The sequence below is a fragment of the Bosea sp. NBC_00550 genome (assembly GCF_026020075.1).
GTDB lineage: Bacteria > Pseudomonadota > Alphaproteobacteria > Rhizobiales > Beijerinckiaceae > Allobosea.
Map to the genome: position 1 here is coordinate 1180739 of NZ_CP102772.1, position 13565 is coordinate 1194303.

At 66.6% G+C, this 13565-nt stretch carries 14 protein-coding genes and 2 tRNA genes; 7 read left to right on the plus strand and 9 right to left on the minus strand.

The window, feature by feature from the left end; translation table 11 throughout:
• Entirely contained in the window at positions 1–2523 is a 2523-nt protein-coding gene (locus tag NWE53_RS05540) for a heavy metal translocating P-type ATPase (protein WP_265053372.1), read from the minus strand.
• Between NWE53_RS05540 and NWE53_RS05545 the strand changes: the two genes are divergently transcribed.
• Entirely contained in the window at positions 2513–2725 is a 213-nt protein-coding gene (locus NWE53_RS05545; RefSeq protein ID WP_265053373.1) for a hypothetical protein, read from the plus strand. The genes NWE53_RS05540 and NWE53_RS05545 overlap by 11 nt on opposite strands.
• Before the next feature lie 30 nt (positions 2726–2755).
• On the opposite strand, the gene modC is transcribed toward NWE53_RS05545, so the two are convergent.
• From modC to modA, 3 genes are read right to left on the minus strand one after another with little or no spacing between them, the layout of a single operon-like run.
• The gene (gene modC, locus NWE53_RS05550) at positions 2756–3850 is read right to left on the minus strand and encodes a molybdenum ABC transporter ATP-binding protein (RefSeq protein ID WP_265053374.1); all 1095 of its coding nucleotides are present in this window, start codon (positions 3848–3850) and stop codon (positions 2756–2758) included.
• Positions 3847–4545 (minus strand): molybdate ABC transporter permease subunit, encoded by a 699-nt coding sequence (gene modB, locus NWE53_RS05555; protein WP_265053375.1) that lies wholly within the window; start codon positions 4543–4545, stop codon positions 3847–3849. The genes modC and modB overlap by 4 nt, the downstream gene beginning before the upstream one ends.
• Positions 4542–5345, minus strand: a complete 804-nt coding sequence (modA, locus tag NWE53_RS05560; RefSeq protein ID WP_442864972.1) for a molybdate ABC transporter substrate-binding protein — start codon at positions 5343–5345, stop codon at positions 4542–4544. Before modA ends, modB begins: the two co-directional genes overlap by 4 nt.
• A gap of 126 nt (positions 5346–5471) precedes the next feature.
• Here modA and NWE53_RS05565 point away from each other — a divergent pair, with 126 nt between their 5' ends.
• Together NWE53_RS05565 and tsaA are read left to right on the plus strand one after the other, a co-directional pair.
• Positions 5472–5678: a TOBE domain-containing protein gene (locus tag NWE53_RS05565; RefSeq protein ID WP_265053376.1), complete on the plus strand. Its 207-nt coding sequence runs from the start codon at positions 5472–5474 to the stop codon at positions 5676–5678.
• A gap of 5 nt (positions 5679–5683) precedes the next feature.
• Positions 5684–6175 (plus strand): tRNA (N6-threonylcarbamoyladenosine(37)-N6)-methyltransferase TrmO, encoded by a 492-nt coding sequence (gene tsaA / locus NWE53_RS05570; RefSeq protein ID WP_265053377.1) that lies wholly within the window; start codon positions 5684–5686, stop codon positions 6173–6175.
• Positions 6176–6323: 148 nt separating this feature from the next.
• Here the strand turns inward: tsaA and NWE53_RS05575 are convergent, their stop codons facing one another.
• The 3 genes from NWE53_RS05575 to NWE53_RS05585 are packed head-to-tail and all read right to left on the minus strand — an operon-like array spanning position 6324 to position 8465.
• Entirely contained in the window at positions 6324–6845 is a 522-nt protein-coding gene (locus NWE53_RS05575; protein WP_265053378.1) for a cupin domain-containing protein, read from the minus strand.
• A 13-nt stretch (positions 6846–6858) separates the two neighbouring features.
• Positions 6859–7716: a 3-mercaptopyruvate sulfurtransferase gene (gene sseA / locus NWE53_RS05580; protein WP_265053379.1), complete on the minus strand. Its 858-nt coding sequence runs from the start codon at positions 7714–7716 to the stop codon at positions 6859–6861.
• Between the two features lie 32 nt (positions 7717–7748).
• Positions 7749–8465: an alanyl-tRNA editing protein gene (locus NWE53_RS05585; RefSeq protein ID WP_265053380.1), complete on the minus strand. Its 717-nt coding sequence runs from the start codon at positions 8463–8465 to the stop codon at positions 7749–7751.
• Between the two features lie 169 nt (positions 8466–8634).
• Here NWE53_RS05585 and NWE53_RS05590 point away from each other — a divergent pair, with 169 nt between their 5' ends.
• Positions 8635–9420 carry an SDR family NAD(P)-dependent oxidoreductase gene (locus tag NWE53_RS05590; RefSeq protein WP_265053381.1) on the plus strand — a complete coding sequence of 262 codons (786 nt, stop codon included), beginning with the start codon at positions 8635–8637 and terminating at the stop codon, positions 9418–9420.
• A gap of 6 nt (positions 9421–9426) precedes the next feature.
• Here NWE53_RS05590 and NWE53_RS05595 read toward each other — a convergent pair whose 3' ends face one another.
• Entirely contained in the window at positions 9427–10881 is a 1455-nt protein-coding gene (locus NWE53_RS05595) for a cryptochrome/photolyase family protein (protein WP_265053382.1), read from the minus strand.
• A gap of 484 nt (positions 10882–11365) precedes the next feature.
• Here NWE53_RS05595 and NWE53_RS05600 point away from each other — a divergent pair, with 484 nt between their 5' ends.
• Positions 11366–11989 (plus strand): hypothetical protein, encoded by a 624-nt coding sequence (locus NWE53_RS05600; RefSeq protein ID WP_265053383.1) that lies wholly within the window; start codon positions 11366–11368, stop codon positions 11987–11989.
• Between the two features lie 381 nt (positions 11990–12370).
• Here NWE53_RS05600 and NWE53_RS05605 read toward each other — a convergent pair.
• A tRNA-Cys gene (locus NWE53_RS05605) sits at positions 12371–12444 on the minus strand.
• 170 nt (positions 12445–12614) lie between these two features.
• Between NWE53_RS05605 and NWE53_RS05610 the strand changes: the two genes are divergently transcribed.
• Positions 12615–12689: transfer RNA gene (locus tag NWE53_RS05610), tRNA-Asn, on the plus strand.
• A 185-nt stretch (positions 12690–12874) separates the two neighbouring features.
• Positions 12875–13516, plus strand: a complete 642-nt coding sequence (locus NWE53_RS05615; protein WP_265053384.1) for a protein-L-isoaspartate O-methyltransferase family protein — start codon at positions 12875–12877, stop codon at positions 13514–13516.
• The last annotated feature ends 49 nt before the right edge of the window (positions 13517–13565 follow it).

Consider the following 13565-nt stretch of genomic DNA (forward strand, 5'->3'; position numbering starts at 1 on the left):
TCACGACCCTTTCTGCGCGGCGTCATGCGAGGCCGGCACGCGAAAACGCTTCAGTCGCAGCGCGTTGGCGAGCACGCTGACGCTCGACAGTGCCATGGCGAGCCCGGCGAAGACCGGCGACAGCAGGATGCCGAAGGCCGGGTAGAGCACGCCGGCCGCGACCGGTACCAGCAGCGCATTGTAGCCGAAGGCCCAGGCGAGATTCTGGCGGATATTGGCGATGACCGCTTGCGACAGCGCGATGGCGCGCGGCACGCCCATCACGTCGCCGGACATCAGCACGACATCGGCGCTCTCGATCGCGATATCCGTGCCGGTGCCGATGGCGATGCCGACATCCGCCTGGGCGAGGGCAGGGGCATCGTTGATGCCGTCGCCGACGAAGGCGACCTTGTTGCCGCCCTTTTGCAGCGCCTTCACCACCTCGGCCTTGTCGGTCGGCAGCACCTCGGCCCTGACCTCGTCGATGCCGAGCGTACGGGCGACAGCCTCGGCCGTGCGCCGGTCATCGCCGGTGACCATCGCGACTTTGAGGCCGAGCCTGTGCAGCGCGGCGATGGCCGCGGGCGTCGTCTCCTTCACGGCGTCGGCGACGGCGATGACGGCTGCGATCCTGCCATCGATGGCGGCATAGAGCGGCGTCTTGCCGGCTTCGGCCAGGGCCTGGGCGCGGGCGGCGAAGGGCGCGATGTCGAGACCGGCCTGCTCCATCAGCCTGTGGCCGCCGATCGCGACGCCGCGACCCTCGACCGTCGCGGTGACGCCGCGGCCGGGATCGCTCACGAAATCGGCCGGCTCGGCTAGCGCGAGACCACGCGCCTTGGCTGCCGCGACGAGGGCCAGCGCCAGCGGATGCTCCGAGCGGTTCTCGGCCGAGGCGACGAGGCGCAACACGTCATTGGTGTCGAAGCCGGAAGCAGGCTCGATATCGGTCAGCTCCGGCCTGCCCTTGGTCAGCGTTCCCGTCTTGTCGAGCGCGACGATCTGGACGTCCTTGAGTGCCTGCAGGGCGTCACCCTGCCGGAAGAGGATGCCCAGTTCCGCGCCCCGGCCGGTGCCGACCATGATCGAGGTCGGCGTCGCCAACCCCATCGCGCAGGGGCAGGCGATGATCAGCACGGCGACGGCATTGACCAGCGCATGCGACAGGGCAGGGCTCGGCCCGAAGACGAGCCAGACGACGAAGGTCGCCAGCGCCAGCGCCATCACGGCGGGAACGAACCAGAGCGTGACACGGTCGACCAGCGCCTGGATCGGCAGCTTGGCGCCCTGCGCGGCCTGAACCGTCCGCACGATCTGGGCCAGCAGCGTCTCAGAACCGACCTTGCGCGCGGTGAATCGCAACGCGCCCGAGCCGTTGACGGTGCCGCCCGTGACGGCGCTTCCGGCCTCCTTGCGCACGGGCGCAGGCTCGCCGGTGATCATCGACTCGTCGACGAAGGAGGCGCCGTCCGTGACCTCGCCATCAACCGGCACGCGCTCGCCTGGCCGCAGGATGACGATATCGCCGGCCCGGACGGTGTCGACGGGCATGTCGGCTTCCACGCCATCGCGCAGGACGCGCGCCGTCTTCGGCTGGAGCGCGATCAGGCTGCGGATCGCGGCGCCGGTCCGGCTCTTGGCGCGCGTCTCGAACCAGCGGCCGAGCAGGATCAGCGTCACGATCACCGCGCCGGATTCGAAATAGGTGCCGTCCGCGCCCGCCGGCATCAGCTGGGGCAGGAAGGTCGCGGCGGTCGAGTAGAGATAGGCCGCGCCGGTGCCGAGCATGACGAGCGAGTTCATGTCGGGCGCGCCGCGCAGCAGCGCCGGAAAGCCCTTGCGCAGGAAGACGAGGCCCGGTCCGAACTGCACGATGGTCGCAAGCGCGAAGGAGAAGACGCGGACATTCCATTCGCCGAAGGTGCCGGCGAGCCAATGGTGCAGGGCCGGGACCATATGGCTGCCCATCTCGACCACCAGCAGCGGCAGCGTCAGCACGGCGGCGAGGATGACCGAGCGCAGCAGCTGCGCCTGCTGCTCCTCCTTCATCATGGCCATATGGTCGTGAGGGCCTGCCGCATGGGCGGCCTCGGGCTGGAGACGGCTCGCCTCATAGCCGGCGCCGGCGACGGCCTTCACGAGGGCGGGGGTGATGTCGGTGCCGGCCAGGGTCCTTACCGTGGCGCGCTCGGTAGCGAGATTCACGGTCGCGTCGACGACGCCCGGCACGGCGCGCAGCGCCTTCTCGACATGCCCGACGCAGGAGGCGCAGTTCATCCCCGCGACAGAGAGTTCCATCGTCGTCTCGACCGGCTTGTAGCCGGCCTGCCGAACCGCATCCTCGATCTTGCGAAGATCGGTGCCGCCCTTGACGAAAGTGACGCGCGCCCGCTCGGTCGCGAGGTTGACCGCGACCGCGTCGACACCCGGAACCGTCGCGATGGCTCGCTCGACGCGCCCGACACAGCTCGCGCAGGACATGCCTTCCACGCCCATATCGAGCGTTTCGAGATTGTCCCTGACCTTGTCGATGACCGTCATCGCCGTCTCCTTCATGGTGATGACGCTGCATATGGGGCTTCCCATCATGGGAAGGTCAAGGGGCATGCCGGTTTTCGAAAACTCCATCGCCAGCCTGGCGTCATGCTCGGGCCTGACCCGAGCATCTCATGCCGAAAGAGGCTCCCTTCACCTCATCCTGCCTGAGATTCTCGGGTCTACGCTTCGCTTCGCCCGAGAATGACGGCAACCCAGTCGAATCGGCGCAACCGGTTCAAGGCATCTCGACTGAGACGCTCTTGATCACCGCATAAACCGGCTTGCCGGGCGCGAGCCCGAGTAGGGCAACGGATCTCGCGGTCAACCGCGCCGCCAGTTTCGCTTCACCGCAGGAGAGGAGCAGATGCACGGTGCTGCCGCCGGCACCGCTGCGTTCGCCGATCTCGGCGACCGTTCCTGCGAGCACGTTAAGCGCGCTGATCTCGGCCGGCTGACCGAGGCTGAGCATGACGTCGCTCGCCAGGATGCGGATCTTGATCCGCTGACCCTGCCGGAGCACCCCGCGCCCGAACGTGAGCGGCCCGGCCGGCGTCGCGAGCCGCGCCAGGCCGAATTCCTCGTCGAACGCGACGACCTCCGCCGCGAGGAGCGAGCTTGCCTCCGGCGCGCCGGGCCGTGCCGCCAGATCGGGCCGCGAAAGGATGTCGGCCGTCGGACCGCAGGCGGCGACGCGGCCGTCCTCGACCATGGCGACGGTCGTGGCGAGCCGCGCGACCTCCGCCAGCGCATGCGAGACATAGACGATGGGTATACCGACCTCGTCGCGCAGCCGCTCGATATGCGGCAGGATCTCCGCCTTGCGGGCTTCGTCGAGCGCCGCCAACGGTTCGTCCATCAGGAGCAGTCGCGGCTGCGCCAGCAAAGCGCGGCCGATGGCGACGCGCTGTTTCTCGCCGCCGGAGAGGGAGCCGGGACGCCGGCGCAACAGATGGCCGATGCCGAGCAGGTCGAGAACCTTGTCGAGCTCGGCCGGCTTGCGGGCCTCACGCGGCACGAACCAGTGCCCGAACAGCAGGTTCTGCCGCACGGTGAGATGCGGGAAGAGCCGCGCTTCCTGGAAGACATAACCGATCCGCCGGCGATGCTTGGGCAGATAGATGCCACGTTCGGTATCGACCAGCGTCTCGCCATCGACGCGAACATGGCCTGCCTGGGGACGGATCAGCCCGCCGATGACGTTGACCAGAGAGGTCTTGCCCGAGCCGGAACTGCCGAACAGCGCCGTCAGGCGTCCGTCGGAGACGAAGGAGGCAACGAGCTGGAAGTCGCCGAGCCGGTGTCGGACGGCGATATCGAGGACGGGACTCATTCGACGGCGATCCGGCGGCCAACCATCCGCGCCATCAGCTCCGAGAGCACGAGCGCCGCGACCGAGATCGCGATCGAGATCAGCGTCAGCCGCAACGCGCCAGCGTCGCCGCCCGGCACCTGGGTGAAGGTGTAGATCGCGGTGGGCAGCGTCTGCGTCTCGCCGGGAATGTTGGAGACGAAGGTGATCGTCGCGCCGAATTCGCCCATCGCCTTGGCGAAGCACAGGATCATGCCGGCGATGATGCCGGGCAGGCAGAGCGGCAGGGTGACGACGAGGAAGACCCAGAGAGGGTTCGCGCCGAGCGTGCCGGCGGCGGCCTCAAGCTTGCGGTCGACGGCCTCGATCGAGAGGCGAATGGCGCGGACCATCAGCGGAAAGCCCATCACGGCACAGGCCAGCGCCGCGCCCGTCCAGCGGAAGGAAAAGACGATCCCGAACCAGTCATACAGGAACTCGCCGATCGGCCCGCGCCGGCCGAAGCCGAGCAGCAGCAGATAGCCCGTCACCACCGGCGGCAGGATCAGCGGCATATGGACGATCGCATCGAGCAGCGATTTGCCCCAGAAGCGCCCGCGCGCCAGCAGAAGCGCGACGCCCAGCCCGAGGGGCAGGCTCGCGAGCATGGCGGTGGTGGAGACGATCAGGCTGAGCCTGACCGCCGTCCATTCCTCGGGCGAAAGCCAGTCGCTCACGAAGAGCTGGCGGCCTTGTTGAGCACCGTGAAGCCCTGCTTCTCGAAGACGGGCTTCGCGCCGGCGCCCCGCAGATAGGTCAGGAAAGCCTGGGCGTCGGGATTGGCCGAATCCTTGAGGACCGCGACCGGATAGACGATCGGCGGATGCGAATCCTCGGGGAAGGTCGCGACGACCTTGACCTGCGGGTCGGCGGCGGCGTCGGTCGCATAGACGATGCCAAGCGGGGCTTCGCCGCGCGAGACGAGCAGCAGCGCGGCGCGGACATTGTCGGCCTGCGCGATCTTGTCCTTCACCTTGTCCCAGGCGCCGAGCTTCTCCAGGGCGGCCTTGCCGTATTTTCCGGCCGGGACGGAATCGACATTGCCCATGGCCAGCCGGTCGGAGCCGAGCACCGCCGCGACATCGACGCCGGGCTTCAGGTCGAGCTTGGCGGTCGAATCCTTGCCGGCGACGAGCACGATGCGGTTGGCGAGCAGGCTGACGCGCGTGTCCGGCTTGATCAGGTTCTTGCCCGCCACATAGTCCATCCAGTCGAGATCGGCCGAGACGAAGAGATCGGCCGGTGCGCCGCTCTCGATCTGCTTGGCCAGCGTGTTGCTGGCGGCATAGGAGATCTTTGGTGCCGGCCTGCCGCTCTCCTTCACCCAGTTGGCGGCGGCCTCGTCGAGCGCATTCTTCATGCTGGCGGCGGCGAAGATGACGAGGTCCTTCGTCTGTGCCTGCGCGGCATCGAAGGCAGGTGCCATGCTCATGGCGAAAGCCAGGCCCAGGCCCAGCATTGTCCGGCGCTTGATCATGCTCTTCCTCGCTGTCTTATCGTTGTATATCACTGGATATAGCGATCGTTGCCGTGCGCTCGCAGGCGAGTCAAGGAGCGGCGACAGCAGCGACATGACCGCAGCATCGACAAAGCAAGAGCAACCATGAAGATCAGCGCGCGCAACCAGCTCAAGGGCAGGATCGTCGAGATCACCAAGGGCGCGACCACGGCCCATGTCCGCATCGATATCGGCGGTGCTATCGTGACATCCTCGATCACCAATGCGGCGGTCGACGACCTCAAGCTGACCGTCGGCAAGGAAGCCTATGCCGTGGTGAAAGCCTCCGACGTGATGATCGCGATCGACTGAAACAGATGGTCCGCGAGAACGAGATCCGCGACAAGGAGGTCGCCGTCGCGCCGCCGCAGGCGACCGATGCCGGCCTCGTCTTCATCGGCACCATCCGCACGCCGTGGACCTCGCGGCTGACCTGCCCGCGCCAGGGCAGGGCGGACGGTCCGGTCTGCCGCATCGAACTGTTCCCGCCCTGGGACGAGGCGTTGGACGGGATCGAGCGCTTCGAGCGGCTGGAGGTGCTGTATTGGCTGCACCAGTCGCGCCGCGACCTCGTGCGCCAGAGCCCGGCCAACAATGGCGAGACGCACGGGACCTTTGCCCTGCGCACGCCGGTCCGGCCCAACCCGATCGGCACCTCGATCGCGACGCTGGTCGCGCGGGAAGGGCGGGTGCTGCTGGTGCGTGGCCTCGACTGCCTCGACGAGACGCCGCTGCTCGACATCAAGCCCGATCGCACGTTGTTCACCCCGATCGCACCGCCGCAGCCGGGCGATTTCGAGACGGGGTGAGGCGGCCAACCTGAAACCCGCCGTCATTCTCGGGCGAAGCCAAGCGCAGACCCGAGAATCTCTGGCAGGAGATGCTCGGGAGCCTCATTCGGCAGGAGATGCTCGGGTCAAGCCCGAGCATGACGGAAGGTTTCCCTTCGCCGCCGGCTCACCCGTGCGGGTGCTTGTGGATCGGGTCGACCCAGTAGACTTCTTCCGGCTTCTCGACCGGATCGACATCGCTGATGTTGACGACCACCGCCTCGTTGTCGGAGCGCACCAGCACGCATTGCAGCGGGTTGTCGGGATCGGCGTTGATCTCCTGATGAGGCACGAAGGGCGGCACATAGATGAAGTCGCCCGGTCCCGCTTCGGCGACGAATTCCAGTCGCTCGCCCCAGCGCATGCGAGCCTTCCCGCTCACCACATAGATCACGCTTTCAAGCTCGCCATGATGGTGCACGCCGGTCTTGGCGTTGGGCTCGATCGCGACCGTGCCGGCCCAGATCTTCTGCGCGCCGACGCGGGCATGGTTGATCGCCGCCTGCCGGAACATGCCGGGTGTCTGGGCGGTGTTCGGATCGAGCTGATCGCCCGAGATCACCCGGACGCCGTCATGCTTCCAGCGCGGCTCGCCGTCATGGGCGTTGTCGTGGGAATGATCGTGCGAATGGTCGTGTTCTTGGCCCATGGCAGTCTCCCAATCAGCCCTGCTTCGCCGGCCCCGTTGCGACGGGCCGCTCGCCCATGCCCCATTCGGACCATGAGCCGTCATAGATTGCCTTGGCCGGCTTGCCGACGGTCTCGAGCGCCGTCGACAGGATCACGGCCGAGACGCCCGAGCCGCAGGTCATGATCGAGGGCTTGTCAAGATCGACGCCGGCATCCTGGAATAGCTCGACGATCTCTTCCGGCTCCTTCAGCCTGCCATCGGTGGTGAGCTGCGAAGACGGCAGGTTGAGCGAGCCGGGAATATGGCCGGAGAGCAGGCCGGGCCGGGGCTCCGCCGCCTCGCCGCGGAAGCGATCGGCAGCGCGCGCGTCGACCACCTGGATCGCTTGCGAGGCCGTCGCGCGCGCCACGTCCTCCGCATCGGCGACGGCGCCGTTGTCGAGCCGGGCGGTGAAGACGCGGGGCTGGCGCGGCTGCGGGCTGTCTTCCTCGACGGGGCGTCCCTCGGCGAGCCATTTCGGGAAGCCACCGTCCAGGATGACGACGTCTCGTGCGCCGAACACCTTGAAGGTCCAGCGCACGCGCGGCGCCGAAAAGAAGCCGAGCCCATCATAGACCACGATGCGCATGCCGTCGCCGATGCCGAGCGCGCCCACGGCGGCCGCGAATTCAGGGGCCGATGGCAGCATGTGGGGCAGCGAGGAGCGGGTGTCCTTGATCTTGTCGATGTCGAAATGGACGGCGCCCGGAATACGGCGCGCGGCGTATTCGGCCGCTCCGTCGCGCTTCTGCGCCGGCAGATACCAGGACGCATCGATCACGACGATGTCGGGCGCGTTCAGGCGCTCGGCCAGCCACTCGGTTGAAACGAAGACGTCTTCACGGGCCATAGGCGTATCCTCTGGGCATCAGCTTTGGTGTTCTAGGCCAGCGCGATCCGGACGCGCCGGTTCTGCTTGCCCTTCTTCTCGATATCGGTGACGGCGACCGCCCCGATCTCCGCGGTGTTGCGGACATGGGTGCCGCCACAGGGCTGCAGGTCGATATCGCCAATGGCGACGAGCCGGACCCGGCCGGAGCCGCGCGGCGGCTTCACCGACATCGTCTTGACGAGGCCCGGATTGGCGTCGAGCTCCTCATCCGTGATCCAGCGCTCGGTGACATCGGCGTCGCGCGCGACGAGCGCATTGAGCTTCTCGGCGATCTCCGCCTTGTCGAGCCCGCCTTCGGGAATGTCGAAATCCAGCCGCCCGTCGCCTTCGCCGATCGATCCACCGGTGACGGGGTATGCCAGCACGACGCTGAGCAGATGCAAGGCCGTGTGGATGCGCATGCGCTTGAGACGGCGCTCCCAGTCGAGCACGGCGGTGACGGCCTCGCCCGCGGCAGGCAGCGCCTGGCCTTCGAGCGGCACATGGATGACCCGGCTCTTGTCCTCGGGATCGTAGATTGCGGTGCCCACGGCGATGAGGCCGCCATCGGCCCGGCGCAGATGCCCGGCATCGCCCGGCTGCCCGCCACCGGTCGCATAGAAGACGGTGCGGTCGAGGATGATTCCGCCGCGCTCGTTGACGGCCTCGACAGTGGCTGGCGTCTCTTTCAGATAGGCGTCATCGCGGAAGAGCAGTTCGGTCGGCATGGTCCGGTCATCTCGCTAGCGGCGGCAAAGCGCCTTCGCGGCGCAGACTGCACCGATTGCGCCGCTCATGCCACCGCCTTGGCAGGATAGCGGGGATGATCCGATGCGCATGGCTTTCGGCGCGGTGGTTTCGTGCCTAGATGGCAGGCTCGACCAATCCGGAGTGGCCATGGCCTTAGCCCGCATGAAACCGCAGGACGGCGTGGCCTGGGTGACCGGCGCCAGCTCCGGCATCGGCGCGGCGGTCGCGCTCGAACTGGCGCGACGCGGCTGGACGGTCGCGATCACCGCGCGACGGACGGATGCGCTGGAAACCGTGGCGCGCGAGGCTGAGGGCCTGCCCGGCCGGATCGTCGCCCATGCCGGCGACGTCACCGAGGCGCAGTCGATGCTGGGCGTCGTTGAAGCGATCGAAAGCATTCACGGGCCGATCGCGCTCGCTTTCCTCAATGCCGGTGTCGCATCCGGCATCGAGGGCCGGCCCTTCGATGTCGAGACCGTCGAGAATGTCATCGCGGTCAATCTGCTCGGCGTGGTGAAGAGCCTCTCCGCCGTGCAGCGCCGGATGATCCCCCGCGGACGCGGGCAGATCGCGGTGAATGCCTCGCTCGTCGGTTATCGTGGCCTGCCCGGCGCTGCGGTCTATGGGGCGACCAAGGCGGCAGCGATCCATCTGTGCCAGTCGCTGCGCTTCGACTGCGAACCCGCCGGCATCCGCCTGCAGGTGGTCAATCCCGGCTTCGTCGACACCCCGATGACGCAGGGGCGGCGCTTCCCGATGCCCTTCCTGATGACGGCGGCGGATGGCGCCAGCCGAATCGTCGACGGTTTCGAGCGCGGCGGCTTCGAGATCGCCTTCCCGCGGCGGCTGGCCTGGTCGATGAAGGCACTGCGGCTGTTGCCCGATCCGGTCTATTTCACCCTGATGTCCAGATTCGCCGCCCGAAGCCGCTGAGGTGCCTCAGCGATTGCGGATCGTCGCGAAGGCATCGAGCGCCCGTTGCCGGCCGAAGGCGAGGTCGATGATCGGGGCAGGGTAGGTCTCGCCGATTCGAACGCCTGCCTCCCGCAGGGGCGCCTGGGACGCCTTCCAGGGCTGATGGATATCGCTGTTGGAGAGCCCCGACAGCTCCGGCACCCAGCGGCGGACATAATCGCCCTTGGGATCGTGGGTTTCGCCCTGCGTGACGGGGTTGAAGATCCGGAAATAGGGCGACGCATCCGCACCGGACCCCGCGACCCATTGCCAGCTCGCAGCGTTGCTGGCCGGGTCGGCATCGACGAGCGTGTCCCAGAACCAGGCTTCGCCCGCGCGCCAATCCTGCAGCAGATGCTTGATCAGGAAGGACGCGACGACCATCCGGACGCGGTTATGCATATAGCCGGTCGCCCAAAGCTCGCGCATGCCGGCATCGACGAGCGGGATGCCGGTCTGCCCGCTCTGCCAGCGGCGCAACGCCTCCTCGTCCGCCCGCCAGGGAAAGGCGTCGAAGCGCCTGTCGTAGTTGCGCGTCGGCAGCTCGGGATTGTGGAAGAGCAGATGGTAGGAGAATTCGCGCCAGCCGATCTCGGCCAGGAACTTTTCCGCATCGCCTTCCGATCCGACGGCTTTCCCGGTTTCGCGGGCGTGGCGGAGCGCATGCCAGATCTGGCGCGGCCCGATCTCGCCGAAGCGCAGATGCGGCGAAAGCCGCGACGTCGATTCGCGGCCCGGCCGGTCGCGGCCTTCGGTGTACCCATCGAGCGAACGCGTGAGGAAATCGTCGAGACGCTCGGCTGCGCCTTGTTCGCCCGGTATCCATTCGGCCCGCAATCCGCCGGCCCAATCGGGCTTTCGGGGCTCAAGCCCCAGATTCGCCAGCGACACCGCCAGCGCCTCGATCGATTCGGGCAGTGCGAGCGCGTCGATCCGCGAGGGCGCCGGAATCGGCGCTGCCGGCTCACCCTTTTGCCGGGCCGCGCGCCAATACGGCGTGAACACCTTCGTCGGCTGACCCGTCGTCGTGGTGACCTGCCATGGCTCGTTCAGAAGATGGCTGTTGAAGCTGCGGACGCTGATTCCACGCGCTGTCAGCTGGTCCTTGAGCCTGGTATCCAGGGCGATGGCCGGCGCTTCGTAGCGGCGGTTCCAGGTGACGAGGTCGATGTCCGCAGCCGCGGCAATGCGCGGAATGATCTCGGCCGGGTCGCCTTGCATCAGGACGAGCCGACCACCTTTCCGCGCCAGGGCCTCGCCAAGCGCATCCAGCGAACGCGACAGCCACCAGCGCGAGGCACCGCCGAGCGCGCGCCGATCGGGGCCATTATCGAGGATATAGAGGCAAAGAAGCTGGCCGGCCTCTGCCGCGGCCGAAAGCGCTGGGTTGTCAGCCAGCCGCAGATCGTTCCGGAACCAGTGCAGGGCGCGTTTCGTCATCATCCCTTATCCCGAGCGAGAGCGTGTCGGACAAGCCGCGGCCCACGCGAAGGCAAACGCTGGATGAGCGCGATCGGCATCAGGGGTGATGATGATGTTGGAGGCCTCGCCCGAAGCCTTCGAAGTCAGAATTTTCAATGACTTAATCGCAACCTTCGTCCCGCCGTCCATAGTCTCTTTACGGGGCTTTCCGGAGAGATTGTCCCGGCAATTTTGAAGTCCGCTCTCGACCCCTTGCGGACGCTCGGGACGTCCGCTTTGCGGCCGTTCGACGTACCCATCGTTCTGGACGCTACAACGAGGCTGATGACGTCGGCTCCGATGAGGGACTGACGCTTTCCTTTACACGGCAGGAGGCTCAGGTTCGGCGATAGCCCATTTTTTGGGGAGCGGTTTGCCGCAGTCATGGCTGCTCTTGCATGAACCGATTTGGGCATGGCCGCGACAACACCGCAGGGGGTTCGAACGCGGAGGTGGCCGTCAGATGACTCTGAAGCAACAGGTTGTTCGCATATTGCGCGGTCCTACGGCGACCCGCATCCGTTTCACCTTTCCCTCCGGGGGCAGGACCATCGCGATTTCGCCCGGCACGTTTCACTACGTCGCGAGGGCGCTGGAGAACGGCCGAGCAAGGGTGTCACCCCCGGCGGCGATGGTTCCAGGGGCGGCCGCCCAATATACCGGCTTCAGCGGCGGTGCCGTGCCGGCGAACACGATGGAGGTGCCGCGCATTCTCGGTCGCATCGAGGAGGGGCATATCCTGCACGAGTCCCTTCATTGCGCTTATGATCTGCTCGGCACCAACATCGCCGCCGCCGATGACGAGGCATCGTGTTATGTCGTCTCCGCCCTGGCGTTCCTCATGACCGGTGTGCGCCCGCCTCGCTGGAGCAACGAACCCTTCGTCTCCGCCGGTCGGGTGGCGAGAGGTCTGCTTGCCCGATATCAGCGCGGGGATCGAGGTGCGCATCCCGTCGACCCGACAAACTGGCAGGTCTTGCGCGCCGTCTTGATGACGCACCCTCTCTACATGTTCCCGTGGAGTGGCACCAACAACTGGACGCTTGGCCCGGTACCTACCGGCGGCAGCTACACCCACGACGGCTGACCGACCGTCCACCGCATTTTGCTCTACGGGCGTCGGAGGCTGTCGTACTTCTCCCGCGTCTACGTTCGCTCGCTGGAGTATGGGGAACAGATCAACGGAGTTCCATCCCGCGGCGCCGGTGACGTTGCGCAGGATCCGCCGTCCCCAACTCGTGAGTTCGATCCAAGATCGACCTGGATCGCTAAGGCGACCTTGCACGCGATGGCAGTAAATGTTCGGTGTCCGCTTCCGACCCATAGCGGCCCCCCCGCATCTTGCCTCGATTCGGCGTCAGGAGCAGGGAATTTGGCCAGCGGTTTGTCCCGCAGAATCGGGGATGGAGTTCTCGGCAAACCGACCTCCAATAATTGATCAACAATTTCAGATATTTAGGGGATTTTTTGGAGGCCTCGCCCGGAATCGAACCGGGGTGCAAGGATTTGCAGTCCTCTGCGTAACCACTCCGCCACGAGGCCTTCCGGCGAAAGCGGCGCAGGCCGCTTCAGCGAGAGCGCAATAACCACAAGCCGTCGCGCGCCGCAACCCGCCATCGCATCTTCCACAGCGGGGGGCGACAAATCTGTTTGGCTGGCTCGCAAGGGGCTTGCGCTACCGGGAACGCCCCGCTATGACGCCGCCACGTTGTTCCCGGATAGCTCAGCGGTAGAGCAATCGACTGTTAATCGATTGGTCGCAGGTTCGAATCCTGCTCCGGGAGCCAGCTCACCCCCCAAAATTCCCAGGTACAGGCGGTGCTTCGCAGTCTTGCTGCGATGCAAGGCGCGCTTGCCTTTTGCTCCCGGGTCGAACACAAAGCTGCCGTGAACGGCGCCGAGGCGGCTGGACGCAAGCTGCCCTTCGCAGCCGACGCTTGCCGGTGACAGCGCAGACGGAGAGTTCAGGGTTATGGACGATTTCAGCGGGCTGCGCCGCAACATGGTCGATTGCCAGTTGCGCACCTATGACATCACCGACCGCGCTGTGCTGGCGGCGGCGGATTCGGTGCCGCGCGAGGCCTTCGTCCCCGAGAATTTCGCTCATCTCGCCTATCTCGATCAGTCCATCGCTCTGCCCGGCACCGGCCGCGCGCTGATGACGCCGATGGTGATCGTCCGGATGATCCAGCTGCTTGAACTGCAGCCCGGCGATGATGCGCTCGAATACGGCGGCGGCTCCGGCTACGGCGCCGCGCTGATGGCCCATATGGGTGCGAAGACGACGCTCTGGGAGCCCGATGCTCCGGCCCGCGCGCTCTCCGAGAGCGCCCTGCGGGCAGCGGGCGCCGGAGAGGTTTCGATCGTCGCGACGCAACCCAGCCGCGAATCATTCGATGCGATTCTGGTGAGCGGCGCCTGCGAGATGCAGCCGGAATCGCTTTTTCCCTTGCTACGCACTGATGGGCGGTTGATCGTGGTCGAAGGGACAGGGCGTTCCGCCCGCGTCAAGCTCTATCGGAAATCCTCGGATATCGTCGCCGGACGCCCCGTATTTGATGCGGCGGCTCCCGAATTATCCGAATTCCGTCGCCCGGAAGCATTCGTATTCTGAGTGCATCTGTTTCTTAACGGAGGTGTCGCATTTTTGTGGCAGGTTCCTA